This is a genomic window from Belliella baltica DSM 15883 (assembly GCF_000265405.1).
In the GTDB taxonomy this organism is placed as follows: Bacteria; Bacteroidota; Bacteroidia; order Cytophagales; family Cyclobacteriaceae; genus Belliella; species Belliella baltica.
Window position 1 is genome coordinate 62,205 of record NC_018010.1, and the last position, 24,871, is coordinate 87,075.

The 24,871-nt window shown below is 35.9% G+C and carries 23 protein-coding genes; 16 read left to right on the plus strand and 7 right to left on the minus strand.

The features are described from left to right. The first annotated feature begins 103 nt into the window (after positions 1-103). Both BELBA_RS00330 and BELBA_RS00335 read left to right on the plus strand, forming a co-directional pair. On the plus strand, positions 104-2,521 hold the full coding sequence (locus BELBA_RS00330; protein ID WP_052307652.1) for a TonB-dependent receptor: 2,418 nt from the start codon (positions 104-106) through the stop codon (positions 2,519-2,521). A 253-nt stretch (positions 2,522-2,774) separates the two neighbouring features. Next, positions 2,775-3,602 carry a ZIP family metal transporter gene (locus BELBA_RS00335; protein WP_014770757.1) on the plus strand — a complete coding sequence of 276 codons (828 nt, stop codon included), beginning with the start codon at positions 2,775-2,777 and terminating at the stop codon, positions 3,600-3,602. A 601-nt stretch (positions 3,603-4,203) separates the two neighbouring features. Here the strand turns inward: BELBA_RS00335 and BELBA_RS00340 are convergent. After that, entirely contained in the window at positions 4,204-5,124 is a 921-nt protein-coding gene (locus tag BELBA_RS00340) for an AraC family transcriptional regulator (RefSeq protein WP_014770758.1), read from the minus strand. 206 nt (positions 5,125-5,330) lie between these two features. Here BELBA_RS00340 and BELBA_RS00345 point away from each other — a divergent pair, with 206 nt between their 5' ends. Together BELBA_RS00345 and BELBA_RS00350 are read left to right on the plus strand one after the other, a co-directional pair. Then, the gene (locus BELBA_RS00345; protein ID WP_041779160.1) at positions 5,331-6,857 is read left to right on the plus strand and encodes an aldehyde dehydrogenase family protein; all 1,527 of its coding nucleotides are present in this window, start codon (positions 5,331-5,333) and stop codon (positions 6,855-6,857) included. A 277-nt stretch (positions 6,858-7,134) separates the two neighbouring features. Continuing rightward, on the plus strand, positions 7,135-7,551 hold the full coding sequence (locus BELBA_RS00350) for a DUF779 domain-containing protein (protein ID WP_014770760.1): 417 nt from the start codon (positions 7,135-7,137) through the stop codon (positions 7,549-7,551). Positions 7,552-7,554: 3 nt separating this feature from the next. Here the strand turns inward: BELBA_RS00350 and BELBA_RS00355 are convergent, their stop codons facing one another. Then, positions 7,555-7,782: a hypothetical protein gene (locus BELBA_RS00355; protein WP_014770761.1), complete on the minus strand. Its 228-nt coding sequence runs from the start codon at positions 7,780-7,782 to the stop codon at positions 7,555-7,557. 102 nt (positions 7,783-7,884) lie between these two features. Between BELBA_RS00355 and BELBA_RS00360 the strand changes: the two genes are divergently transcribed. The 3 genes from BELBA_RS00360 to BELBA_RS00370 are packed head-to-tail and all read left to right on the plus strand — an operon-like array spanning position 7,885 to position 9,831. Then, positions 7,885-8,313 carry a nuclear transport factor 2 family protein gene (locus BELBA_RS00360; protein WP_014770762.1) on the plus strand — a complete coding sequence of 143 codons (429 nt, stop codon included), beginning with the start codon at positions 7,885-7,887 and terminating at the stop codon, positions 8,311-8,313. Between the two features lie 38 nt (positions 8,314-8,351). After that, complete coding sequence (locus BELBA_RS00365) at positions 8,352-9,074, plus strand: VIT1/CCC1 transporter family protein (protein WP_014770763.1); 723 nt, start codon at positions 8,352-8,354, stop codon at positions 9,072-9,074. 4 nt (positions 9,075-9,078) lie between these two features. Beyond that, positions 9,079-9,831, plus strand: a complete 753-nt coding sequence (locus tag BELBA_RS00370) for a DUF5995 family protein (RefSeq protein ID WP_014770764.1) — start codon at positions 9,079-9,081, stop codon at positions 9,829-9,831. 64 nt (positions 9,832-9,895) lie between these two features. Here BELBA_RS00370 and BELBA_RS00375 read toward each other — a convergent pair whose 3' ends face one another. Further along, a complete protein-coding gene (locus BELBA_RS00375) occupies positions 9,896-10,921 on the minus strand; it encodes a DUF4407 domain-containing protein (protein ID WP_014770765.1) in 1,026 nt (341 codons plus the stop codon). 273 nt (positions 10,922-11,194) lie between these two features. On the opposite strand from BELBA_RS00375, the gene BELBA_RS00380 reads away from it, so the two are divergent. The 3 genes from BELBA_RS00380 (at position 11,195) to BELBA_RS00390 (ending at position 15,446) form a co-directional block, all read left to right on the plus strand. After that, complete coding sequence (locus tag BELBA_RS00380; RefSeq protein WP_014770766.1) at positions 11,195-11,497, plus strand: thiamine-binding protein; 303 nt, start codon at positions 11,195-11,197, stop codon at positions 11,495-11,497. 195 nt (positions 11,498-11,692) lie between these two features. Next, positions 11,693-12,853: a hypothetical protein gene (locus BELBA_RS00385; protein ID WP_014770767.1), complete on the plus strand. Its 1,161-nt coding sequence runs from the start codon at positions 11,693-11,695 to the stop codon at positions 12,851-12,853. A gap of 4 nt (positions 12,854-12,857) precedes the next feature. Next, on the plus strand, positions 12,858-15,446 hold the full coding sequence (locus BELBA_RS00390; RefSeq protein WP_014770768.1) for an OmpA family protein: 2,589 nt from the start codon (positions 12,858-12,860) through the stop codon (positions 15,444-15,446). A 62-nt stretch (positions 15,447-15,508) separates the two neighbouring features. On the opposite strand, the gene BELBA_RS00395 is transcribed toward BELBA_RS00390, so the two are convergent. Then, positions 15,509-16,423 carry a glutaminase gene (locus BELBA_RS00395; protein ID WP_014770769.1) on the minus strand — a complete coding sequence of 305 codons (915 nt, stop codon included), beginning with the start codon at positions 16,421-16,423 and terminating at the stop codon, positions 15,509-15,511. A 207-nt stretch (positions 16,424-16,630) separates the two neighbouring features. On the opposite strand from BELBA_RS00395, the gene BELBA_RS00400 reads away from it, so the two are divergent. The 6 genes from BELBA_RS00400 to typA all read left to right on the plus strand — a co-directional run bounded on the left by BELBA_RS00400 (position 16,631) and on the right by typA (position 21,941). Beyond that, a complete protein-coding gene (locus BELBA_RS00400; protein ID WP_014770770.1) occupies positions 16,631-16,975 on the plus strand; it encodes a PadR family transcriptional regulator in 345 nt (114 codons plus the stop codon). Between the two features lie 95 nt (positions 16,976-17,070). Beyond that, on the plus strand, positions 17,071-17,754 hold the full coding sequence (locus BELBA_RS00405; protein ID WP_041779162.1) for a hypothetical protein: 684 nt from the start codon (positions 17,071-17,073) through the stop codon (positions 17,752-17,754). After that, positions 17,751-18,461: a hypothetical protein gene (locus BELBA_RS00410; protein ID WP_014770772.1), complete on the plus strand. Its 711-nt coding sequence runs from the start codon at positions 17,751-17,753 to the stop codon at positions 18,459-18,461. The genes BELBA_RS00405 and BELBA_RS00410 overlap by 4 nt, the downstream gene beginning before the upstream one ends. Next, on the plus strand, positions 18,458-19,129 hold the full coding sequence (locus BELBA_RS00415) for a hypothetical protein (protein WP_014770773.1): 672 nt from the start codon (positions 18,458-18,460) through the stop codon (positions 19,127-19,129). The genes BELBA_RS00410 and BELBA_RS00415 overlap by 4 nt, the downstream gene beginning before the upstream one ends. After that, positions 19,126-19,815, plus strand: a complete 690-nt coding sequence (locus tag BELBA_RS00420) for a hypothetical protein (RefSeq protein ID WP_014770774.1) — start codon at positions 19,126-19,128, stop codon at positions 19,813-19,815. The genes BELBA_RS00415 and BELBA_RS00420 overlap by 4 nt, the downstream gene beginning before the upstream one ends. 320 nt (positions 19,816-20,135) lie before the next feature. Next, on the plus strand, positions 20,136-21,941 hold the full coding sequence (typA, locus tag BELBA_RS00425; protein WP_014770775.1) for a translational GTPase TypA: 1,806 nt from the start codon (positions 20,136-20,138) through the stop codon (positions 21,939-21,941). Positions 21,942-22,372: 431 nt separating this feature from the next. Here typA and BELBA_RS00430 read toward each other — a convergent pair whose 3' ends face one another. From BELBA_RS00430 to BELBA_RS20295, 3 genes are all read right to left on the minus strand, one after another. After that, positions 22,373-23,578, minus strand: a complete 1,206-nt coding sequence (locus tag BELBA_RS00430; protein WP_041779449.1) for an ATP-binding protein — start codon at positions 23,576-23,578, stop codon at positions 22,373-22,375. An 83-nt stretch (positions 23,579-23,661) separates the two neighbouring features. Continuing rightward, the gene (locus tag BELBA_RS20290) at positions 23,662-24,387 is read right to left on the minus strand and encodes a DUF4221 family protein (protein ID WP_041779163.1); all 726 of its coding nucleotides are present in this window, start codon (positions 24,385-24,387) and stop codon (positions 23,662-23,664) included. Then, entirely contained in the window at positions 24,368-24,835 is a 468-nt protein-coding gene (locus BELBA_RS20295) for a DUF4221 family protein (protein ID WP_014770779.1), read from the minus strand. The genes BELBA_RS20290 and BELBA_RS20295 overlap by 20 nt, the downstream gene beginning before the upstream one ends. Between the last annotated feature and the right edge of the window lie 36 nt (positions 24,836-24,871).

Sequence of the window (24,871 nt, forward strand, 5' to 3'; positions counted from 1 at the left end):
CTGTCTAGCTTTTTTGCTTCACATGTTAAATTTCATCCGCTCGTATGAAACATCTAATAAAAATCACTGCTTTACTGTACTTTCGATTTTGAAAGCAGCAAAAATGAAAAAATTAAGCTTACTGATAGTTTTTTTCTCTGTTCTATTTACCTCTCTGGCTCAAACTTTAACTATAAAAGACAAAGAGTCAGGTGAGCGCTTAGACTTCGTTTCGATTTTTAATCAAGAGATGAAAATATTGATCAATACCAACTCTGATGGTAAAGCAGATATTTCCAGACTAAAAGGAGTAGAAAAGATTCAAATCAGACTTTTCGGCTATAACAGCCAAACTCTTTCGTACAAGCAACTTGAAGATCAAGACTTTCTTGTTTTATTAAAACCATCTTCAATCACTTTACAGCAATCTGTAGTCTCTGCCACACGATGGAGCCAATCAAGACAAGAAATCCCTGCTAAGATAAGTAGCATAAACAAGGAAAGTGTGGAATTACTCAACCCCCAAACAGCCGCAGATTTACTTGGGATTTCTGGGGAAGTTTTTATACAAAAAAGTCAGCAAGGAGGTGGAAGTCCGATGATTCGCGGGTTTTCCGCAAATAGATTACTGTATACTGTTGACGGAGTGCGAATGAATACAGCAATTTTTCGGAGTGGGAATTTACAAAATGTAATTTCACTCGATGCGTTTGCGACAGAAAGCACCGAAGTGCTATTTGGACCTGGATCGATTATTTATGGCAGTGATGCGATAGGCGCAGTGATGAGTTTCAGCACTTTAACTCCAAAATTGGCCAATTCAGACAATCTTGAATTCACTGGAAGCGGTACCTTGAGGACATCCACAGCGAATCAAGAGCAAACTGCACATCTACATATAGGATTAAGTAGTAAAAAATGGGCTTCAATTACAAGTTTCACAAGAAGCAATTATGGCGATTTGAAAATGGGTAAGTACGGTCCAAATGAATACCTAAAACAAACTTATGTCATCAGAATCAATGACCAAGATCAAATATTAACAAACCCTGATCCAAGGGTACAAAAACCAAGTGGCTTCTCCCAAACAAACTTGATGCAAAAGATCCTATTTAAACCAAATCAAAAATGGGATTTCCAATATGGATTTCATTATTCGGAAACCTCTGACTTTTCTCGGTTTGACAGGCACATTCGTTTTAGACCAAATGGTCAGCCTAGAAGTGGAGAATGGGATTATGGTCCTCAAATATGGATGATGAGTAATCTACAAGCCACATATCTTGAAAAAAACAAACTCTTCGATGAAGCTTCAATACGCTTAGCTTTACAACATTTTGAAGAAAGTAGAATAGACAGGAATTTCAACGATCCCATTAGAAGAACTAGAACTGAAAAAGTTGCAGCTTGGTCTGCAAATTTAGATTTTTATAAAAACTTAAGCTCCTCATCTAAGCTTTTCTATGGCATAGAATGGATTCTAAATGATGTTAATTCTACAGGAATCAATGAAAATATAGAGTCTGAAGAAACTTCCGTCGGACCATCAAGATATCCAATGGCGACTTGGGCCTCAAGCGCTGCTTATATTAGTTTTCAAAATAAAATAAATAAAAACCTTTTGTTTCAATCTGGCTTGAGGGTAAACAACTTCTCTTTAGATGCAGATTTTAGCAACAATTTAGACTTTTACCCGCTCCCATTTGATGACGCTGAGCTAAGGAATACAGCCCTGACAGGTAATATGGGATTAGTCTTAACTCCTTCTGATAGCTATGCTATTCATGTCAATGCTTCTACAGGATTCAGAGCTCCAAATGTAGATGACATTGGAAAGATTTTCGATTCTGAACCCGGAACAGTTTTGATCCCCAACCCAAATTTAGATGCTGAATATGCTTATAATATTGAAGTTGGGTTAAGTAAAGTTCTAGGCGAAAACTTGATGTTGGATTTTTCTGCCTATTATACCTTGCTTGAAAACGCCATTGTGAGGAGAGATTTTACTTTGAATGGTCAAGATAGCCTAATTTATGATGGAGAGGTCAGCAGGATTTACGCTTTACAAAATGCTGCGAAAGCAACAATTTTCGGGGTTCAGGCTGCGATTGAAATTAAGCTTCCTTATAATTTTTCTTTATCTTCTCGATACAATATTCAAAAAGGCGAAGAGGAAACTGATGATGGTCAAATCAGCCCATCTAGACATGCACCACCAGCATATGGAGTTACTAGATTTAGTTATAGAAAAAACAAATGGTCAGGTCAGATTTATGCTGAATATGCAAGACAAATGAAATTTGAAGATCTTCCATTGGAAGAAATTGGTAAACCTGAGCTCTATGCTAATGACCAAAATGGAAATCCATACTCTCCTTCATGGGCAACTTTAAATATCAAAGGGAAGTATCAATTATCCGATTCATTTTTTTTAAACTTCGGTGTTGAAAATATCGCTGATGTTCGTTACAGAACTTATAGCTCAGGCTTGGCTGCTCCCGGTAGAAATTTCGTTTTTTCAATCACAGGTAATTTGAAATAATATGTATATCTGCTTTTACATCAGTAGCCACTTTAAGTAATCTAAATACTCTATTTGATGTGCCATGAACCGTTAGCTGTTGATAATTATCCACAAGATTCTAAATAAAATTTTCAAATACTTTTATCCTTGCACATTATCATAAAAAGAATTTGCCGTATTTAAGGCACTAAATGATACTAGAAATTCGACAAAATAGGATATCCATTGATTTTGATTCAAAAATTAGATACTTTTGTAAAAACCTATACCTATGTTAGAATCACTTGAAATTTTTGCAGAGGAAATTGGTCCAGTTAAATCTGCTTTTTTAGCAACGACATTTACATGGATTGTCACTGCGCTTGGAGCTTCTTTGGTATTCTTTTTCAAAGAAATAAAAAGGTCTGTTTTTGACACCTTACTTGGATTTACTGGCGGAGTAATGATTGCGGCTAGTTTTTGGTCATTATTAGCACCAAGCATTAAGCATTCAGAGGAGTTATTCCCTTCAGCACCTTGGATTCCTGCTGCTGTAGGATTCTTGACAGGAGGTCTCTTTATTTTTGCTTTGGATAAATTTATGCCTCACCTCCACATCAATTTCAATAAGGACGAAACAGAAGGACTTGCTACAAAATGGCATAAATCCACATTGTTACTTTTGGCGATCACCTTACATAATATTCCTGAAGGATTAGCTGTAGGAATTCTTTTCGGAGCAGCTTCGATGGGGATGGAAGGTGCGAGCATCTCGGCTGCCATAGCGCTTGCTATAGGGATAGGAATACAAAATTTCCCGGAGGGTATGGCAGTTGCTATGCCCCTAAGAAGACATGGAGTTAGTAGAAGAAAAAGTTTTTGGTATGGTCAGCTTTCTGCCATAGTTGAGCCTATTGCTGGAGTTATTGGAGCAGTAGCAGTGATTTATATGCAAGACATTTTGCCCTATGCACTGTCATTTGCTGCAGGCGCCATGATATTCGTTGTAGTAGAAGAAGTAATTCCTGAAACTCAAAGAGATAAATATACAGATCTAGCAGTTCTGGGTTTTATGGCTGGATTTACGATCATGATGATTTTGGATGTTGCTTTAGGCTAATAATTTTCTATTTGTGATTGGTCTATTTTCTTTTTAACTAGAATTAATTCAAAATAACACAATGCAAGAAATAATTGTCTTCGGAGTATAGGTCATCAATCCAATACACTCGTGATGGGACCTGGGGGATACGCATTCAAGGATTATTTCAAAATGGGTCTCCCAATTTCTATTTTAATCACAATTGGAGCAATCCCCTTAATCTTATTCTTTTGGCCCCTGTAACAATGAAGGTTAATTTCGTGTTAATGCATCAAAATATCTTTAATTTGAAGCATAAGAGGTCGATTTCTCACTAACTTACTTGCGAAAATACCTTATTTCAATAATTAGGGTATAAAAACAACCCATTTTTAAAAAAATTACAACAAATCAATAAAACCAGCTTAAAATTTTAACCATAAAAAAAGGAGTCTATGTAAAAGACTCCTTGAGTGGGTTTATTTGTAACTGACCGCAGCCATATTTCATTTGGTAAATCTTTAACATTTATTGTTTTTTCACTACCAAATTTCCCTAAACATAACAAAAACATAATAAATAGCAATAAAACTTCTAAAATATTTTTTTGAATAAGACCTTTCTGAATAGATAACTTGGTCTATTGAAGAGAATTTTGGAAAGCCTTTGGTGTAATTCCAAACTCTGATTTAAAAGCACGAATGAAATATGTGATATTATTAAACCCCGCCATAAAGCACACTTCTTGGATCTGATAGTTGGCCATTCGTAAATAATTCTTTGCTAAATGAAGTCTTTCCTTTAAAATAAATTCCATTGGAGATTGACCTAATTCATTTTTAAATGACCTTGAGAAATGGGCTTTACTCATACAGGCCTTCGAAGCCAACTGATCCAAGGATAAGTTTTCTCGAATATTTGATTTTATAAAATCAACTACATGGGCCAATCTATTATTCGATGAAAGTTGCTTATATGTTTTCTGCAATATTTCTCTTGCTTGCGTCTGAGTCAATCTTATCAATAATTCTTTTAAAGCTAGTGTAGCAATCACATCTTTTTCTTTTGATCTTTCTTTTACACCTATTTTGATAAATCTGTTGATGATTTCAGACAAATCTTGTGTATTGATCAAATGAAAATTAGACAAATCTAGACCCCATTCTTGTGTAAGCATTTTATCTGGAAATCTTTCATTGAGTAAATTAAAAGTATTATCAATCATCTCCTTTGAGATTGATAGTGCGATACATTGGGTCGGGTTTTCAAAATTTGCTTCTGGAAAATCAATTTTCATCAACTCATTGGGAGGTACAATCACAGACTCTCCTGGCAAATAATCAAAACCTGGTTTATCAAAAAGATGCATGATCTTTTTACCTTTTAGCATAGTGGTCAATACCAAGTCTCCAAAAACTAAATTAACATCCTTTGCTTCTTGATGTGTCTCAAAAATATTCAGTTCACACTCATCCAAAGTGTAAGTAGTCCTGTTTTCTACTAGCGTCTTCAGATCTCTCTCCGCCCTCCAAGGTACGCCCGATATGAAATTTTTATGCATGCTAATTATTTTGGATTTTTCTTAAAGTTATTAATAAAGAACGATTTATAGAAATTAATCACCTTAAAACTCCAAATCAGACTTCAAACCATGTTTTCCATACTAAATAATCAAAAAATCAACAGAGGTGGATTCTATGATAGAATAAGTTGGTTTTTTGAAGAATAAATTAAAGACATTTGAGAAAAACCCAAAATAAAAAATATATGTCAACATTAACATTATCTCAATCAAAGCCTGTTGAAAGGCCGAAAATCAAAGAAAAGTATGATCATTTTATAGGCGGTAAATTTGTAGCCCCATCTTCTGGAGAATATTTTGATAACATTTCCCCAATCGATGGTAAGGCTTTTTCAAAAGCTGCTAGAGGAAATAAAGCTGATATTGATTTGGCACTTGATGCTGCACATGAAGCCTTCCCTTCTTGGTCTATAACAACACCTGCTCTAAGAAGTAAACTTCTCAATAAAATTGCTGACATTATTGAAGAAAATCTAGAAATGCTAGCAAGAGTAGAAACTATCGATAATGGCAAAGCACTTAGAGAAACTAGAGCAGCTGATTTACCATTGGTAATTGATCATTTTAGATACTTTGCCGGTGTGATTCGAGCAGATGAAAGTACAATTTCAGAACATGATGAACACACAGTAAGTATCGCACTCCACGAACCTCTTGGAGTTGTCGGACAGATTATCCCTTGGAATTTCCCACTTCTGATGGCTACATGGAAAATTGCACCAGCATTAGCTGCAGGATGTTGTACTGTGGTAAAACCTGCCGAGCAGACACCAACAAGTATCATGGTATTGATGGAATTGATTGCTGATGTATTGCCTCCAGGCGTATTAAATGTAGTTACAGGTTTCGGTCCAGAAGCAGGTAAGCCTCTCGCCTCTTCTCCACGTGTAGCAAAAGTTTCCTTTACGGGAGAGACAACCACAGGTAGATTGATTATGCAATATGCCTCTGAAAACTTAATCCCAGTAACGATGGAACTTGGTGGTAAATCTCCAAATATCTTTATGAAATCTGTCGCTGATGCTGATGACGAATTTTTTGATAAGGCAGTTGAAGGCGCAGTAATGTTTGCACTCAACCAAGGTGAAATCTGTACTTGCCCCTCAAGAATCTTAGTTCATGAGGATATCTATGATGTGTTTATGGAAAAAGTCGTAGAAAGAACCAAGGCAATCAAAATGGGTCATCCGCTAGCGGAAGACACCATGATGGGAGCACAGGCTTCAAATGATCAGTATGAAAAAATCCTCTCATACATGGACATTGGAAAGCAAGAAGGTGCAGAGGTACTTTGCGGAGGTGATAAAGCAAGTCTAAACTCTGGTTTAGAAACAGGTTATTACATTCAACCCACGATCTTCAAGGGAAATAACAAAATGAGGATTTTCCAAGAAGAAATCTTTGGCCCAGTAGTGTCTGTCACTACCTTTAAAACAACTGAGGAAGCCATAGCTATCGCAAATGATACCATGTACGGTCTCGGTGCAGGACTTTGGTCCAGAGATGCTCATGAACTTTATCAAGTCCCTAGAGCAATCAAAGCAGGCCGTGTTTGGGTAAATTGCTATCATAACTACCCTGCACATGCGCCGTTTGGTGGATATAAGAAATCTGGATTTGGTAGAGAAAACCACTTGATGATGCTTGACCATTACCGTCAAACCAAGAATATGTTGATTTCTTATGATAAAAATAAACTTGGATTCTTTTAGTAGAAAGATGTAAGACTTGAGACTTAAAAATCAAGACATAAGTTGCAAGAAGCACGGTAGAAATATCTTGCTTCTTGTTTTTACATTAAGCTTCAAAAAGTTTAAATTGAATGGTATGAGAAAAAATGTTGAAATAGGCTGATAATTTACTTCAATTAGAGGCTAGCGGCATACAATTAGAAAACTCTAGTTTTTAACAAAACGTCTCGCTATTTGAAAAACTTTACGACCTTCCTACTTTACAACATGTTAACCCTTTTGAAAACCCTCAATCAATATGACAGATAAAAAATATATCCCCCGAGTAATTCTATCAGAAGCTGCAATTGAAACAATAGATACACTTCGAAATCGCTTTGGCAACGACTTAATGTTTCATCAAAGCGGAGGCTGTTGTGATGGTTCTTCTCCCATGTGTTTTGAAAAAGGCGATTTCAAAGTCGGAGCTAGTGATATTTGGCTTGGTGAGGTCTATGGTTGTGATTTTTTCATGAATCAAGATCAATTTGAATACTGGAAGCATACACAACTCACTTTGGACGTGACTCCTGGTAGAGGGAGTAGTTTTTCAATAGAAATCCCAATGGGAATCCGGTTTATGATTCGCTCCCGTTTGTTTACAACTGAAGAATTGGAAAACCTAATTCCAACAAAAACTGGTGAGGAGGTATTGGAAGAAAATGAATTGAAATAAGTGTTAATCTGCTTTTTGAATTTCTTCCCTTTTTTTCTTTCTAAATAGATTATAAAAAGCTAATGCAATAGAAATCAGCAATCGTGTCAGCCAAACTCTTAAGTCCGTAATATAAACTAACCAAGTTTGGTAATCAGTACCTCTATACAAGACTTCGATTAAAAAATCGACCAATACGATCCCGATAAATATCAGAAGGGTGTTGATGATTATATTTTTCACTTTTATCATTTCCAATTAAATTAAGATGTCATTAGACTAAGACGTATTCCAAATTACGGTATTTTTAATGTCCTATAGCAGAAAAATTACTTTTTTACTTAAATTAAAAGTATGAAAGCAAATCTGATTCTTTTTATCATTTCAATCTTCGCCGTGCAAGCTTTTGCACAAACTACTTCCGAAGAGCAAGAGATTAGCAAAACAATCAGCCTCTATTTTGAAGGCATGATGGAGCGAAACAGAGACAAATTGGATCATGCCTTTGATCCTTCGGCACGATTGATTGGCTATCGAGGAGAAAATTTTACGGTAACACCTTATGAAGATTGGGCATCAGGGACGGCTAAAGGAGAACCAAGAAATCCAGCCTTATTCACCAATAAAATTCTCCAAATTGAGCGTAAAGGCTACACCGCCATAGCCAAAACAGAGCTTTTTTGGCCGGGTATCTATTATTTCGATTACTTGACCTTAATCAAAATCGATGGTAAATGGAAAATCGTCCATAAAACTTGGTATGAAGAAAAAAGAGAGGATTGATAAATGAAAATTCGTAATTTTTAAAAATCAGAATTAAAATGAAAGAAGACAAACTACACCAAGAAATCGCGATTGCCGGAGGCTTACAGAATTACCTTAGGGAATTTGTCTATGGTGGAATAGATGGAGCAGTGACGACTTTTGCAGTGGTTGCAGGAGCTGTAGGAGCAAACTTAGATCCTGCCATTATCATCATTTTAGGCTTTGCAAATCTACTTGCTGATGGTTTTTCCATGTCTGTTGGGGCCTATCTTTCTTCCAAGTCCGATCAGGAAAATTACGACAAACACAAAGCTGTTGAATATTGGGAAGTAGATAATTTGCCAGAAAAAGAACGCCATGAAATCGAAGAAATCTATCGAGAAAAAGGCTTTGAAGGCGAATTATTGCAGCAAGTGGTCAATGTCATTACAGCTGACAAAGACCGATGGGTAAATGAAATGATGAAGGATGAGCTCAATATGATGGAAGAAACCAAAAGCCCATTCAAAATTGGCTTAGCTACTTTGATATCTTTTATTACGATTGGTTTTATCCCGCTGATGATCTATGTCTATGATTTCTTTCAAGAGACCACTTTCAATGTGTTTTTATGGACAAGCATTTTCACAGGAATTGCCTTTGCAGTAGTTGGGTGGCTGAAGAGCTTTGTCAATCAAACTAATATTTTCAAAAGCATTGGAGAGACATTAGCATTAGGATTTCTTGCTGCCTTAGTTGCCTATTATGTGGGGGATTTTTTGGAAACTTTAATTCAATAAACTTGTGAAAACAATTGATGATGTCATCTTGAGAATGGATCAAATAGTATCCGAATGTACACTAAAAGAGTCAAGAATAGGATACTTTGCGATTCTCTACCGTCAAGTTACAATTCGGATCAAAGAAGGTATTAATAATCAAGAGTTCGAAGACAATCCTAGAATGGAAAAACTAGATGTCATATTTGCGAAAAGATTTATTGATGCATACGAGTCCTATCACGCTGGAACAACATTAACACAGAGTTGGAAACTTGCTTTTGATTCAAGCAAAAGCACTTCTCACATCGTCTTACAACATTTACTTTTAGGCATTAATGCTCACATCAATTTAGATTTAGGCATCGCTGCTGTCGAATCTGTAAATGGCCAAAATATTCATTCTATCCTGAATAACTTCAATAAGATCAATGAAATCTTGTCAGAATTGGTAGATGGGGTTAAAAATAATATCGGAAAAATTTCTCCCCTTTTTAAGTTCCTCATTCATTTTGCCAAAGGTAAAGATGAAGTCTTGGTCAATTTCAGCATCAAACTTGCAAGAGACGGTGCTTGGAAATTTGCAAATGAATACCTTCTTCATACCAATAAAAAAGAATGTATTCTTCATAGAGATCAAATCATAACAGGCCTTGCTGAAAGTATGATCAACCCAGGTAAAAGACTAAGTAGAATTATTAAGATAATTAGCTTTACCGAATGGAAATCAGTCAGCAATACCATGGACCAACTCAATCAAATCACCAAACTCAGCTAGAAAATATTAGAGCCTTAATCAATTTCATCTCATTTCTTAGCTCTTGATTCTTACTTCTTGGCTCTTAAATTTCATATTTCACTTTCATTTCTTTCAACCTTTCCTCGCTCTCGCTTACCAACTTTACGGTTTTTTCATTCGCATAGACCTCTACCCCCTTTTCAGCAAGGTCTAAAAGCTCATCATAAGGCCCTCTAGGAGAAATTATTTTGACAAAAATAGGTGCTGTTTCTACAGCGATAAAAAGTAAAATGATCATTAAATTGGCTAATCTTAAAGCTTTACTTTCTGATGTCAGGACTGCTAAAGCATCAATTCTAGCAGCCAATCCATCAAACCCATCAATATTTGGCTGAATTTTTTCGAATTCTGCCGCTCTCAACATCACAATTCTTTTGATCTCTTCGTCGAGTTCATCTATTTTCTCTTGAGTTTTTGAACTCAACTCAGATAGATTGTTTTGTGCTGCATCAAGCTGCTGTTCCTTCTTTTTTGCATTAGATCCTAAACCAACAATTCCACTCGTCCCATCAGTCTTTGTACCAAAACGCTCTAAGTCATATTCTTGCTGAAGCTTATCTCGATAATCTTTTGCTTTATTTACTTCAGACTTCAAACTGTCTTTCTGGATTTCCAAATCATCGATTTCTGTGAAACCCGTTTTGAGAGCTTCTTTACTTTCTGCTATCATCAACGTTTTTTGTTCATCCAATTTTCGATTGATTTCTCGTTCAAATATTTTCAATTCCAAAGGCTTCGAAATCACCAAAGCTAAAATGATTGCCATCGTTAATCTTGGAAGTGCCATTTTCCATTCTGACCAAGCATGATTTCTTTTACGCATACTTGAAACAATAAATCGGTCTAAATTAAAAATCATCAAACCCCAAATCACCCCAAATGCTAGGGCAAACCAAATGGATTGAAAAATTGTAAATAGGGCATAGGCAGCAGATATAGTAGCCAAGATACCCGTAAAAAAAATAGCCCCTCCTATTCCAAAATATTTATTATTTTCAGTTGGGGCTCTTTTTAGGATGTTAAAATTTGCTCCACTACAAAACCAGAAAAACTGATTAATTTTCTTCATTATTTTTCATCTAAGTAAATTGGGAGATTATCAATCAAAAAACGATCTAAATCATACAATTATATATGAGGATATCGTAATTTTAAAAAATAGGTGACAAAAGCAGCTCTCTATGTGATAGAATAGGCTCTTTATGGGCTAAGGCATTTTGAAAATTCTTTGAATTTGTCTTTAGCATTATAAAAGCAAAATCTCAAATTGACCAAAATCGGACATTTAACGATCGAAACCGATCAGCATTTAGCGAAAACAAACCATATAAACAATTCAAATATGAATCATAAGCATATCATCAACATGGGTATTCAAATTGTCCCTAAAAGCAAAAATCTGGACAGCTATCATCTTGTAGATAAAGCAATTGAAGTAATCCAAAAATCTGGAGTAAAATACGTGGTTACGCCTTTTGAAACCGTAATGGAAGGAGAACAAAAAGAGCTGATGGAAATTGCGCAAAAAGCACAAGAAGCTGTCTTGAATGCAGGGGCAGATGAAGTATTGGTTTATTATCGAATGCAAATTCGAAAAACCAAAGATGTCTGGATTATGGATAAAATCGAAAAATACACCCCGTAGTCAATTTTCTTCCACTTTTTATCATTTAAAAAATGAAACAGTCTGAAAGTTGAATATAAAATCACTTTCTACATAAACGACTTAAATGTGAACAGAAAAGGCCAAATTTAGTTTAAATTAAGTATATTGAAGGAAGAGATGCTTGGCATACTTTAGTTTTTAATCAATTATGAATTTTCTAAGAAACATATTGTTATGAAAAAAATACTTACAATCATTCTAGCTCTTATTATTTCAAATCAAATTTCAGCGCAAATCAAATCTGTGAATTACGATGTGATCTCTAATCAAATCAATTCTGGAGTCCCCCTTCCTTCGGAGGAGCCATTTTATATCAAAGGAACCTTACCGACAAACATAGAATTTGTAAGGGTGAAAGTTAATCGACCTGGGAAAAATGATAAACAAGCAGAGGAATATGTTTGGAAAACAGCATTTGACTTTCAAGTAAACCAATATGAATTATTTATTGCAACACCTTTAAAAAGCAATACTGAATACAATCTTGAGTTCTCCTTTTTTGAAAAAGCAGATGAAGAACAGATGGATGAAGTGAAGTCTGCTTTGAACAAAAATCTTGAATCCTACATCAATGCCAATCTTGAAGTCGCTTCTGGAGGAATAAAATCTTATAGCAATGATCAGGTGATGATCGCACAGATGAATCAGATTGTTGAGAATGGTTTATTGGATTACAGACATTTTTTGGGGAGAGATTTTCCAGGATTTAGTGATTTAGTCAAGCAAAAACTGGATCAAAAAGACAAGCTTAAACTCAGAAGAGCTAGGTTCAATATTCTCGGAAGAAATGAAGAGGATAATGAAAAAGCAGTTTATGCCAACGCATACATTGATGAATTAGTAGGGACAGTTCAAAATGAAGTAGACCAATTTTTATCAAGAAGCCTTTTGGCTTTGGTAGACGAAAGAACGGTAAATGCCTATCCTACAGAAAAGAAACCACATACGCTGCCATTGAATTTTGGTTATGGATCATTTGCCGTCAAAAGAACATTGTCTTCAACAGAATATTTCAATGGTCCATACTTAGGCCTTTCATTTCCCTTGGGAAATAAAACTTTCCGGAAATTCTTAGGAAATGCCTCTATTTCAACTGGAGTATTTTTGCAGAATTTCGAGTCTAAATCAGGCAATCAAATTTCTGGCCCTTTGGTCAACCTTCCAATTTACGCTGGATTGGGCTATAAAATATTCAATGTGATGCGATTCAATGCAGGTGCAGTGATGATCAATATGGAAGAAGTCAATTCAGGTAGCAACACAAATTACATCCAGCCCTATGTCGGGTTAAGCTTAGAATTCAACTTGTGGGTTGGGCTAAACAACAGGAGGTAATTTGATGAAAAAGCTGATACTTATAATCCTCGCAAGTTTCCTTTCCATCCCTTTCCTCTTTGCCCAGCAAAAGGAATATGATTGGAGACTCGGAGTCAGTGGTGGCTATTCCAATTATTATGGTGACCTCACTCCTTATAGAATTCGTGGTTTTTCTAACTTCGATGCAATCCATCATTTGTTATACTTCAACGAAAACTATTTTGACCAATACTCCTTCAAAATTTCTCTTGAGAGAAAATTAAGTCCTACCGTTGGGCTTCAGTTTAGCTATGGTCAATATCAGTTCTCGATGAGCGATCGGTACATTCGAAGAAATGGAGAATTGCTTACTTCAGGAAGAAATTTTGATCGCGCCTTGAATTTCCAGAATAACACCAGAGATATGGGAGTTTCTTTTGTATTCAAAGCAGACAACGACAAATTATTATCATCCAAATCATTACTCGCTCCCTACTTCACTTTAGGGTTTGGTCTTTTAGATTTTGATATCAGTGGTGATTTATTGGATGATAATGGAAACAGATACGATTACACCAATCCTACAACAGTTGGGAATGGCAGCTACGAAACAGAATTACCTCCACTGAGAACGGAACTTTCTGATGGCTATGATCTATGGGCTTTTTATGCTAATCTTGGTCTCGGAATAAGATTGAGATTAGGACAAAGATTGGAAATATTCGCTCAAAGTGACTTTATTCACAGTTTTACAGGATACCTCGATGATGTGGATGGCACTTACAGAGAAAGTTATGACAACGATTTTCAAGCTTACGCCGCAAAACCAGGACCCAACACAATTGATCCTGCTACACGAAATAGAGGTGAGAATAGTGGTAACAACGATTGGGTGATTTATCACGGAGTAGGACTAAAATTCAATTTTGGAGCTAGCAAAAAATCCTTCCAAGCTCCAACATTGAGTACCTACTATCCTGACTATGGAACTAAGGCTATTGAAGAAAAAACTTTACCCGAAGAAAAGACAGCTTCAGAATCTGATTCTATGGAAGTGGCAAAAGTTGGAGACACTTATAATTATTACACCAATATTCAACTTGTCGATCAACTTAGACTTGATAGTTTGAGTTACCGAACGCAAATATTGACTTGGGAGCAACAGATCGCTGATCGAAGAGAGAGAATATTGCAAAGTAGAATTGATGAAAGAAACTATCTTGATATCCAAAATCAGGTCAATGATCAGTTCGAAAACCTAAAAACAGACACAGTATTGGTTAAAGCCAAAAAAGATTCTCTTTTGAGTGTGACTGAAAGTTCTCTTTCAAAAATAAAATCCAGTCTTGACAGCATTCAAAATAGAAAAACTCAATTTGAGACTGAAATAGATAGCATTTCTAAACTTAGAAATGATTATAAAATTCAACCGAGAACTGATAACACTTCATTAGATAGCCTCATAAGTCCAACGAACATTTCACGATCAATGGCCTCAATTTCGAGAATAACCTCTGAAGGAGATATTGTCATTGAGACAAATGCAGCTTCTAGGATAGATTCTGTGGGCAAAGAGATTCCAATGGAAAGATTGATTAAAGAAGGAGCTGTGGAAGGAAGGATAATGGAAAGAAAAGTTGATTCAACTCAAAAAACAAATCCTATTTGGGAACAAGATAATCTCAATAAGATAAAGGAACAAGAAGATAGGATTAGCCGATTGGAAACTGAATCGAGAAGATTGCAATCTGAAAGAGATAGTTTAAGCAGGCTACCAAGAGAGGTTATCTACATGCGAAGCAGAAGTATGGCACCTTCCCTACCCGATAGAAGTAAGGGCACTAAAGCTAGTGAAGGAAATGGTTCAGTTGAAAAAGAAACTATCATACGAGAAAAAGTAATAGAAACTGAAATCAAGGAAGTTAACCCAGAAAAAGACCGAAATCTATTCCGATCAATCGGCGCCTTCTTTGGTGGCGCAGCAGTATCAAGATCAATTCAACCCGACCTTCCTAAAGAAACTACAACAATTGAACTAGACACTGTCAGGACCTCGCTTGAAGAACCGATTATTGCTCCAGATAGCCTTACTTCCATCGATAGTCTTGCTAATTTACGATTGGAAGAAAGCATTGTTAATGAAGATTCGCTTAAGATGAGAATAAGCAATCAGTCACGAGAACTAGAAAGAAGATCACAGCAAGAATTATCTGAGAAAATTGCCAAAATAGACAGCTTACCAAGAGAGATATTGAGAGATACAGTTTTTTTAGAAAGTGATCCTTTAGTGAGATTACTCAGGTATAAAGAAATTATCTATTTCGATATCAACCAAAGGGTCCCAGCCGAAGAAGAACTCAAAAAATTGGCAAACTTGGTAGATTTTATAAAGGAAAATGAAGACTACCAGCTAACATTGACAGGCTATGCTGATAATACAGGAAATATCAATTACAACCTGAAACTAGCAGAAGAAAGAACAAAAGCAATTAGCGAAGCACTGATTCAGCAATTTGGAATTTCAGAGGATAATATCACTCTTGAATCAGGCGGTCAAGTGATTAGAGGATTCCAGCGATCTAGCAATGACCAAGACCGAAAAGTAGAAGTAAGGATTGAAAGAAAGAATTGATGAATTTTGATTATGAAACATAGAAAAGGCTTTGGAAGATTGAATTCCAAAGCCTTTATTTTTTAAAAAAGAGAAAAAGACAATTTATCAGTCAAAAGCTCCAATGCTTTGATAGCTTTTACTGAGTTCCCTTTTTCATTGAGTTCGGGACTCCAGACAGCGATACTAAATTTGTGAGGCATCACTGCAGCTACACCACCACCTACTCCACTTTTTCCGGGTAGGCCTACTCGAAATGCAAATTCTCCTGCTTCATCATAAAATCCACAAGTTAACATCAGTGCGTTCACCCTTCTTGCATGACTTTCCGATAAGATTTCCCTATTAGCAAAGATAGAAAAACCATCATTTGCCAAATAAGAGAAAGATTTTGCCAAGTCTACACAATTCATTTCAATGGCACATTGGGAAAAATAGACATCCAACACCTCATCAATATTGTTGTTAAAATTCTTGTAGGACTTTAGAAAATAGGCCAAAGCAGTATTTCGCTCCCCATGATTTTGCTCTGATTTTTTGACACTCTCATTGAAACTCACACAATTTTTCCCTGATATTTCATTGATAAAATCAGAAATCTGCTCTATTGGTTTTTGAAACTTGCTGCAAAGTGCGTCTGTAATCACCAAAGCCCCAGCATTGATAAAAGGATTCCTAGGAATTCCTTTTTCAAATTCCAGCTGCGCAATCGAATTAAATGGATTACCACTTGGCTCGACATTTACTCTAGTGAAAAGTTTGGAATTGAAGACATGAAAGACCATTGTCAGTGTATGGACCTTGCTGATACTTTGGATGGAAAAAGGCACCTGATAATCCCCAACTCCAAACACATTCCCTTTCAAATCAACCAAAGCAATCCCAAATTGATCGGGATTGACACTGGCTAATTCTGGGATATAAGTGGCCACTTTCCCCCGCTGATTTTCTTCCTGCACTTCCTGATATACTTCTTCTATGATTTGCTGATAATCCATAGGGTCAAAATGATAATTATATCAGTCAGATCAAAATTTTATGAAAGTTTATCAGTTTCACTACCATTCACTTTTATCGAAAGGTTAAAATGTGCAACAATTAAAAATCATCCTTTTTCTTATCACTCAGATATAAAATTACATACCCAATTTTCTTATGTATATAATTTTTTTATATATTTGACTTACTGATGTATCAAAATCATTATGTCCAATAACAACTTAATCAAAGGAAGCCTTCAGACCATCATCCTCAAACTCCTTGAGGAAAATGATAAAATGTATGGCTATGAAATAACCCAAAGGGTCAAGGAACTTACCGAAGGTGAAATCAAAATCACCGAAGGAGCCCTCTACCCTGCCCTGCACAAGCTCGAAGCAGAAGGAATGCTAACCACAGAAATCCAACAAGTGGACAATAGGGTACGAAAATACTACAGCCTCACCAAAAATGGCCAAAAGGAAGTCAGCGCAAAAATGACAGAACTACAAAGTTTCGTGGGCAATCTCCAAAGAATCCTAGACCCAGAATGGAAGCCGGGCTTGGCTTAAAAACTTTCATTATGACAATTAGATCCTAAAACATGTGCCATAGGCACGTCCGATATATTAACCTTGGGTTTCAACCCAAGGAAAAAAACAAAAGAATGCGTAAACTTACAGAAATAGAACTACAGGAAATCAGGAGAAGCATTATGAGGAAAGAAATCTCCTCAGCTGAAATTCTTATGGAGATCTATGACCATTATATCAGCCATTTGCAGGAGTTTTCTGAAGCGGAATTCCATGAACAACTTTTTGAACTGGATCAGAAATTCACTTATGGATACTGCCATGCTTTGCAGTATAAATTCAATAAAAAAGCCAAAGAAGATATCCACCAAACCCAATGGATGGTGATAAGAAAATACTTTTGTACATCAAGGTGGTTCTATTTAGCAGGGATAATGGCTTTGGTATTTTATGTAGCTACTCAAGCAAGAAGTGAAAAAGAATTGGGAGTTCTTTTGTTATCCCCCATGATTCTATTGCTACTAGCTAACATTGCTTTCGGATATCAAAATTTCAGAAAGCTTAGACCTATCAAAAAAACATTTAAAAACATAGGAATCCCGATCAATTCTTCCTTGGCGCTACCAATCACTGAACGCATGTATTTTCCCATTTTGATGGCGCAACTTTTTGTCTATGTTCCAAAATTAATTTTCTCCCAAATTGATTTATTCCCCTATTTACCCGCTGGAGCGGCTATGATCACAATATTGCTTACACTTTATACAGTTTCATTATTGGAAGTCTGGAAAATAAAATCAAAAACTGCTTTGGTATGAAATTAAGAGAAAACGACATCACAAAACTACATCATCATATAAATGCCAAATTGATCCCTTACATTGAAGTAAGAGATGAAGTGTTGGATCATTATCAGACTGCTTTGGAACATGAAGATGAAAAAACGATGGAGGAGGTATTAAAGGATTTAGACCAAACATTTACCATAGGGTATTGTAAAGAAATTGCTAAGAATTACATCCATGAATTGAGGTCTGAATACCCATCTTTATTAAAAAATAAAATTTTTCAGATGTTTAGCTTGAAAAGAATACCATTCACTTTTTTAATTTTAATTGCAGGTATATCTATTCCACAGTTGTTCCCACAGCCTGGGAAACTCGTTCATTTATTAAATGCTTTTTTTCTTTCATTGATGTCTTTTGAATCATTTATGATCCAATTTTCTTATCCCAAAAGACCTATTAAACATCAATATAGAAAACATATAGATGATAAACCCACTTTTGCTAGAATTCAAAGTCGTTCTTTAAAAGGCTGGGGGATCTTTCCTGCTTTGACTTATATCCTACTTCTTTTTCCTTTACTTGTCTTTTATTTAGGAGATTTCACAGGTTCAGAAATTGGATTCTTATTCACTCCTCCATACATCTATGGCATATGCATCCTTACTGCTTTAATGATACTTTTCCAGATCGCCAGTTTTGAGGTTTCAAGAGATAGAATCAAACCGATAATCCGATGAAGAGAACCCTTTCTGAAATAGAAATCCAAACCATCAAAGACCGACTTGATCGATGCTTGATTGCTTATGTAGAAATATATGATGAGCTCTTGGATCATTATGTCACGGCATTAGAACAAGTGGAACCGGAGGAATTTGATCAAAGAAAAGAATTACTAGATGAGGAATTCGCTTGGTCAGTAGTAAGAGAAATGGAAAAACAGCTGCTAAACTCAGTCAGCAGTGAGTTAAAAAACTCTCAATTAGAATCACTGAAATTCTGGAAAATGGATTTTTGGAGAGTTTTTGGGATTTTCACTTACACAGTTTTATTGATTGTTGTTTATAAAACGATAAGCCTTGATGTGATGATGGCTTTTGCTTTTTTGCCAGTATTTGGGGTTATAACAGCCTTACTTTATCACTCAGGTAATTATTTTTCTTTCAACATTGACCCTAATTATCACCGACCAAGAAATGTGATTTTACAGGCTGCTTTGGGTAGATATCAACTAGTTTTAAATTTCAGTAACTTTTTCTTCATGTCATCCTCAATCATTTTGAATAACAACGGACTCCAAAACTGGGCTATGCTTATGATGCTTATATACTCGACTATTTTGAATCTTTATTCACTCTCTCTTTATAGTTCAATCAATCTAAAAACCTTCAAGTTGATCAAATCATGAAGCTAGATAAAGACCAAATCGAGCAACTCAAAAAACTGATTTCTTACAAAGGCTACACAGAAATCGATGTGCAATATGAAATCTTAGACCATGTAGCTTGTAGAGTTGAAGAATTGATGGAAGAAAATCCGACACTCAGCTTGTCAGATGCTTTCCGAAAAGTCCATGCTTCTTTTGGGGTTTTTGGGTTTGCGGGATTAGAGGAGTCTTACAAAGGTATGATTGAAAAGAGGCTGAGAGGATATTATTGGGAGGAACTCAAAAGCTTATTGACCAGCTATAGAATTATCTATCCTATACTTGTTTTGTTGACTTTATTTCAATCCTCAACTTGGTTTGAAGATTCCAAATCATGGATAGCGATGATAATAGGTTTTATATTAATCACTTTCTTTAGCATTGTCATTCGATACTGGCGCAAACACAAAAAATACAAGCACTATGCCTCCTACATCGCATCTAACAATTTTTTCCAGTATATCCAATTTGGATTAATGACATGTACACATTCTTATATTTTTGTTTATAGACAAGCAGCAAGTCAAGAGGGAGTATTTCCTTCTGTTTTTCAAAGTATACTTTTGATCTGTTTATGCTTTTTGTTTGTAAGCATTTTTATCCTTCCTAGGATTGTAGAGAAAAGCGTAGCTGATACAGAGGCTTTGATCCAGGTATATGGGGAGTAATTCCCAACCAAATAAAACCCGTTGTTAAGACATTGGTCGCTCCTACGTATCTTACCCCCAGTGCTAGCGGCCCATCCGGGCGGGCACGACCGACATCTTACCCGTGGATTTCAATCCATGGAAGGGGAATCCAAAACAGCTTCTCCCAAAAGTCTCGTAGGGACGAAAGATATACCTTTTATAAAACAACAAAAGAGAAATAATGAATTTAATTGAAAGCAATTCAAAATGAATAAATCTTTAAATCTCTGAGACTTTCATCGTTCATCAGATTTTAACCAAATATTATTCTTACCTTTGCACCCTAATTCAATTTTACAATGCAAAATATTCGGAATATCGCGATTATCGCACACGTTGACCACGGCAAGACGACCCTCGTGGACAAAATTATCCATGCTTCTAAAATCTTTCGTGAGAATCAACAGTTTGACGATTTAATCCTGGATAACAATGACTTGGAGAGAGAAAGAGGTATTACCATTCTTTCCAAAAATGTATCCGTAAGATATAAAGATCATAAAATCAATATCATCGATACTCCTGGTCACGCCGACTTTGGTGGTGAAGTAGAAAGGGTATTGAAAATGGCTGATGGAGTAATCCTTTTGGTGGATGCTTTTGAAGGCCCTATGCCACAAACAAGATTCGTATTGGGCAAAGCCCTTGCTCTTGGCTTGACTCCTATCGTTGTAGTCAACAAAGTAGATAAAGAAAACTGTAGACCTGATGAAGTTCAGGAATCTGTTTTTGAATTGATGTTCAACTTGGACGCTACCGAAGAACAATTAGAATTCCAAACTCTTTATGGCTCTGCCAAAAACAACTGGATGGGTCCTGACTGGAAAACTCAGACTGACTCTATCCTACCACTTTTAGACGCGATCTTGGAGCATATTCCTGCACCAAAAATTGACGAAGGAACACTTCAGATGCAAATCACTTCTCTTGATTATTCCAACTTTGTCGGTCGTATCGCAATCGGTAGGGTCAAAAGAGGAACGATCAAAGAAGGCTCTCAATTAACTTTATGTAAAGCTGATGGTGTTTTCAAAAAAGTAAAAGTTAAGGAACTTCATGTTTTCGAAGGTCTTGGCAAAAATAAAGTATCAGAAGTTGTTGCAGGTGATATCTGTGCGGTCACTGGAATCGAAGATTTTGAAATCGGCGACACTTTAGCTGATCTTGAGAATCCAGAAGCACTACCAAGAATTGCTATCGACGAGCCTACCATGAACATGCTCTTCACGATCAATAACTCTCCTTTCTTCGGTAAAGAAGGAAAATTTGTGACTTCTCGTCACTTGAGAGACAGATTGATGAAAGAGATGGAAAAGAACTTGGCTTTGAGAGTTGAATCAACTGACTCTGAAGACAAATTCTTGGTATATGGACGTGGTATTCTTCATTTGTCAGTCTTGATCGAGACCATGAGAAGAGAAGGTTATGAACTTCAAGTAGGTCAACCACAGGTGATTTTCAAAGAAATCGATGGTGTCAAAAATGAACCAATTGAGGTACTCGTTGTAGATGTTCCTGAAACTACTGCTGGAAAAGTAATCGAGCTAGCTACGCAGAGAAAAGGCGAACTTCTTGTCATGGAACCAAAAGGCGATCTTCAACACCTTGAGTTCAGAATTCCTTCAAGAGGATTGATTGGTTTGAGAAACAATGTCTTGACAGCTACACAAGGTGAAGCGATCATGAACCACAGATTTTCTTCCTACGAACCATTCAAAGGTAATATCCCTGAAAGAAACAATGGTTCATTGATTTCTATGGAAGGTGGCCCTTGTACTGCTTATGCAATTGACAAACTTCAGGATAGAGGCACTTTCTTTATTGAGCCTGGAGATGAGCTTTATACAGGACAAGTAATTGGTGAAAATTCCCGTGAAAATGACATTGTAGTCAATGTTCAGAAAGGTAAGAAATTGACCAACATGCGTGCTTCAGGTTCTGATGACAACACCAGAATTGCCCCTCCAAAGAAATTCTCTTTAGAAGAAGCCATGGAATATATCCAAAAAGATGAGTATCTTGAAATAACGCCTAAGTCTATCCGAATGAGAAAAATCTATTTGGACGAGAACGAAAGAGCAAGAATGGCTAAGAAAGATTCTTAATTGTTGTACCAAGTACAAAGTACAAAGTACCAAGACAGAGACCCCAGAAGTTGAAAGACTTTTGGGGTCTTTTTTTTGACCTTTGGGTTACGATAGCTATCGGAATCAAAAAACCTCGAAGATTCTTTATTTTATCAGGAGACCAGACCTGTCAGGTTTTGAAAACCTGACAGGTCTTTTTTAGGTAGCCTTGGTCTCTCAATTTTCACTAAAAACTCGTAAAAACAGGATTACAACTTCCATTTTTCTTTAAATACAATTAATCTACGAGAATCACTTTCAGTTGATATGCGAAATCTCAATTATTAAAAAGAGAATACTGATGAGCAAAATGATCCAGCCTATCAAATTAAATCGCTCTTCCAAAAATCCGGCTTTTGAGTTTGGTTTAAACACATAGGTTTCAATTGAATTTATCATAAAATCTCCAATTAAGCTAGGCTATGAAATGGCACTACCTTTATCCTATATCCATCTTTTTCAAATTCATCTTCTTGGGATAATGTGACCAAAATCGCTTCTTTTTTATCAAAATACTTCATGGCTTCCCAGAGTCCGTTCAACTCTCTTTTAAGATTATCTGGATTGAGCTCATAGCAAACTTGCACCAACTCTACCAATCCATTCCTGTCAAAAACAACTAAGTCACATTCACCCTTTTCGGTGAAATAATAGATCTCAGGATACAATCTCCTGAAATGCAAGAAAACCATGTTCTCAAATCTTCTCCCAAGATCTTCTGAAAACGACCTTGAATTTGCAGTAACCAAACCTGTATCTATAGCATAGACTTTCTTTGCATTTATCAACTGCTTTCTCTGTGAATAAGAGAATTTTGGTACAAAAAAGAACAACCAACTTTCTTCCAAATAGGAAAAATACTCCATTATTGTACTAGTAGCCTTGATTTCAAGTGTTTTCCTGAGGTTGTTCCCTGACACTGATTTGGCGACATTAGAAATAAGATATACAGCTAGATTTTGAAGGGATTTTATATCCCTCACACCATATCGGACAGCTATATCCCTTAATAGTAAGTCATCCAAAAACTGATGGAGCAATTCCTGCTTTCTACTTTTGAGATACTCTGGAAATCCGCCTAAGCTCAAATAGTCCAATGTGCTTTCAGAAGACATTTTAAGCTCTGAAAAAGCACAAAATTGAGCAAATGAAAAAGGAAATAATTCTCTTGTCACATGCCTGCCAGTAAGCTTTGTCCCTAATTCCCGACTGAGTAAAGAAGCATTAGACCCTGTGATGACCATTTGAAAATCGCCTTGATCTAGTTTTTGCCTCACATATCTCTCCCACCCTTCTACCACTTGAACCTCATCAAAAAAAATATCCTTCACCTCGTATTCCTCTATGATTTTGTCTATTTTTTGAAAATCTACAACTTCAAAACCATATAGTCTTGGATCTTCAAAATTTAAATAAAATGCCTCAGGAAAGCTCTCTTTTAACAATTGAACCAAAAGCGTACTTTTCCCGCATCGACGTATCCCTGATATGATCAGAGCATGACTTCGAAGCAAAGGCAAATCCTTTATTTCGGACCTCTCTAGTACTGAGGCATTACGTTGCAAATCACTCTTTTGGTTATTGGCAACTTCTCTAAGCAAATCTTTGGATATCATAAAGATAACTTTCTCCAAAGGTAGCATATTATCAATTACTAAACAACAATATTATTGTTTACTAAACAACATTAATAATGAAATCATGTAAATTCATAAACATCAAAAACAACCTCATCTTCATTGATGTCTTCGTAAAATGGATTGGTACGGGAAAGGTAAAGCCCTTTTTTCCCAACAAATGACTTATAAGGGTAATGGATTTTGCTGGGGAATCTCTTTTCGGTCAAAATATTGAAGTCCTTATCCAATACAATGATGCTAAAGTCATTTTTCAAAGTTGGAAACTGATCTTCCAAATAAGAATCATCCAAAGCTCTTCCTATTAAAACAAATCGATAATAAACTTCCCTGTAAGGATCATACAAAATAGATGTATATGATGTTTGAGTAATTGACTCTTGAAATTGAACTTCTACAGTTTGATCTCCTGAAGAAGTATTGAGTGGTTTGGCGAATTCACTTTTAGCATTCACTGATTTGAGTAGATTCATGTTTTCGTCAAAAATCAATAAAGAGTCCATTGCCTTCCAAGAGTATATCCATAAATCGTCATTTTTTATCCTAGAAAAATTACCCCAGTAGGCTTGCCAAGTTTTCTCCTTATAAAAATCCGGCACTTTTATTTTTTCAATTAAAGTCACCTTATTTTCAATCAAATCAACTTCTATAGCAGGACGAAAAGATTCCATAGATTCAACAGAATTCAAAAATCCATTTAAAGTCAAGTCAGAAAAATACAGTTTCCCATTTTCATAAATAGTTGGATTGGTGACTCTCGAATAATGATTAACCATACTTTTCATCATGGCTTGAGGACTGACTAGTCCTATCAATTTCCTGAGGATTATATTGAGTTACTATTTCTCCATTTCTATCGATCAATGAAATCTCATTCAATGACATTTGTCGAAATAAGAAAATCGAATCTACATTATGATACCAAAAGCCATATAATGCTCTTATTGGAAATCTATCATCTTTTTGAATAGCTGTTCTTTTTACTTTTTTATCAGATTCCAAATCATAAAAGTCAAAGGAAAAATTAACTCTATTCATTACCAATAACATTTCCTGTTCATCTTCTTGGATCACCTGAAACTCTGGGAAATTAAAATCCGACAAAGAGTCTATCTCCAGTTTGACTTGTCCAACTTCAATGAAATCATTCGTATAAGTTCGCTTTTCTGATTGAGCTCCTTTTTCCGAACAAGAAATAAAAAAAGCGATTACGATTAGAAGTAAGATCTTTCTCATAAACTTAGTTGATTAATGGAACAATCAACTAAGTTG

Coding starts and splice junctions, on each gene's coding strand:
- BELBA_RS00330 (WP_052307652.1), top strand. CDS start 104: ATGAAAAAATTAAGCTTACTGATAGTTTTTTTCTCTGTTCTATTTACC.
- BELBA_RS00335 (WP_014770757.1), top strand. CDS start 2,775: ATGTTAGAATCACTTGAAATTTTTGCAGAGGAAATTGGTCCAGTTAAA.
- BELBA_RS00340 (WP_014770758.1), bottom strand. CDS start 5,124: ATGCATAAAAATTTCATATCGGGCGTACCTTGGAGGGCGGAGAGAGAT.
- BELBA_RS00345 (WP_041779160.1), top strand. CDS start 5,331: ATGTCAACATTAACATTATCTCAATCAAAGCCTGTTGAAAGGCCGAAA.
- BELBA_RS00350 (WP_014770760.1), top strand. CDS start 7,135: ATGACAGATAAAAAATATATCCCCCGAGTAATTCTATCAGAAGCTGCA.
- BELBA_RS00355 (WP_014770761.1), bottom strand. CDS start 7,782: ATGATAAAAGTGAAAAATATAATCATCAACACCCTTCTGATATTTATC.
- BELBA_RS00360 (WP_014770762.1), top strand. CDS start 7,885: ATGAAAGCAAATCTGATTCTTTTTATCATTTCAATCTTCGCCGTGCAA.
- BELBA_RS00365 (WP_014770763.1), top strand. CDS start 8,352: ATGAAAGAAGACAAACTACACCAAGAAATCGCGATTGCCGGAGGCTTA.
- BELBA_RS00375 (WP_014770765.1), bottom strand. CDS start 10,921: ATGAAGAAAATTAATCAGTTTTTCTGGTTTTGTAGTGGAGCAAATTTT.
- BELBA_RS00380 (WP_014770766.1), top strand. CDS start 11,195: ATGAATCATAAGCATATCATCAACATGGGTATTCAAATTGTCCCTAAA.
- BELBA_RS00385 (WP_014770767.1), top strand. CDS start 11,693: ATGAAAAAAATACTTACAATCATTCTAGCTCTTATTATTTCAAATCAA.
- BELBA_RS00390 (WP_014770768.1), top strand. CDS start 12,858: ATGAAAAAGCTGATACTTATAATCCTCGCAAGTTTCCTTTCCATCCCT.
- BELBA_RS00395 (WP_014770769.1), bottom strand. CDS start 16,423: ATGGATTATCAGCAAATCATAGAAGAAGTATATCAGGAAGTGCAGGAA.
- BELBA_RS00400 (WP_014770770.1), top strand. CDS start 16,631: ATGTCCAATAACAACTTAATCAAAGGAAGCCTTCAGACCATCATCCTC.
- BELBA_RS00405 (WP_041779162.1), top strand. CDS start 17,071: ATGCGTAAACTTACAGAAATAGAACTACAGGAAATCAGGAGAAGCATT.
- BELBA_RS00410 (WP_014770772.1), top strand. CDS start 17,751: ATGAAATTAAGAGAAAACGACATCACAAAACTACATCATCATATAAAT.
- BELBA_RS00415 (WP_014770773.1), top strand. CDS start 18,458: ATGAAGAGAACCCTTTCTGAAATAGAAATCCAAACCATCAAAGACCGA.
- BELBA_RS00420 (WP_014770774.1), top strand. CDS start 19,126: ATGAAGCTAGATAAAGACCAAATCGAGCAACTCAAAAAACTGATTTCT.
- typA (WP_014770775.1), top strand. CDS start 20,136: ATGCAAAATATTCGGAATATCGCGATTATCGCACACGTTGACCACGGC.
- BELBA_RS00430 (WP_041779449.1), bottom strand. CDS start 23,578: ATGATATCCAAAGATTTGCTTAGAGAAGTTGCCAATAACCAAAAGAGT.
- BELBA_RS20290 (WP_041779163.1), bottom strand. CDS start 24,387: ATGATGAAAAGTATGGTTAATCATTATTCGAGAGTCACCAATCCAACT.
- BELBA_RS20295 (WP_014770779.1), bottom strand. CDS start 24,835: ATGAGAAAGATCTTACTTCTAATCGTAATCGCTTTTTTTATTTCTTGT.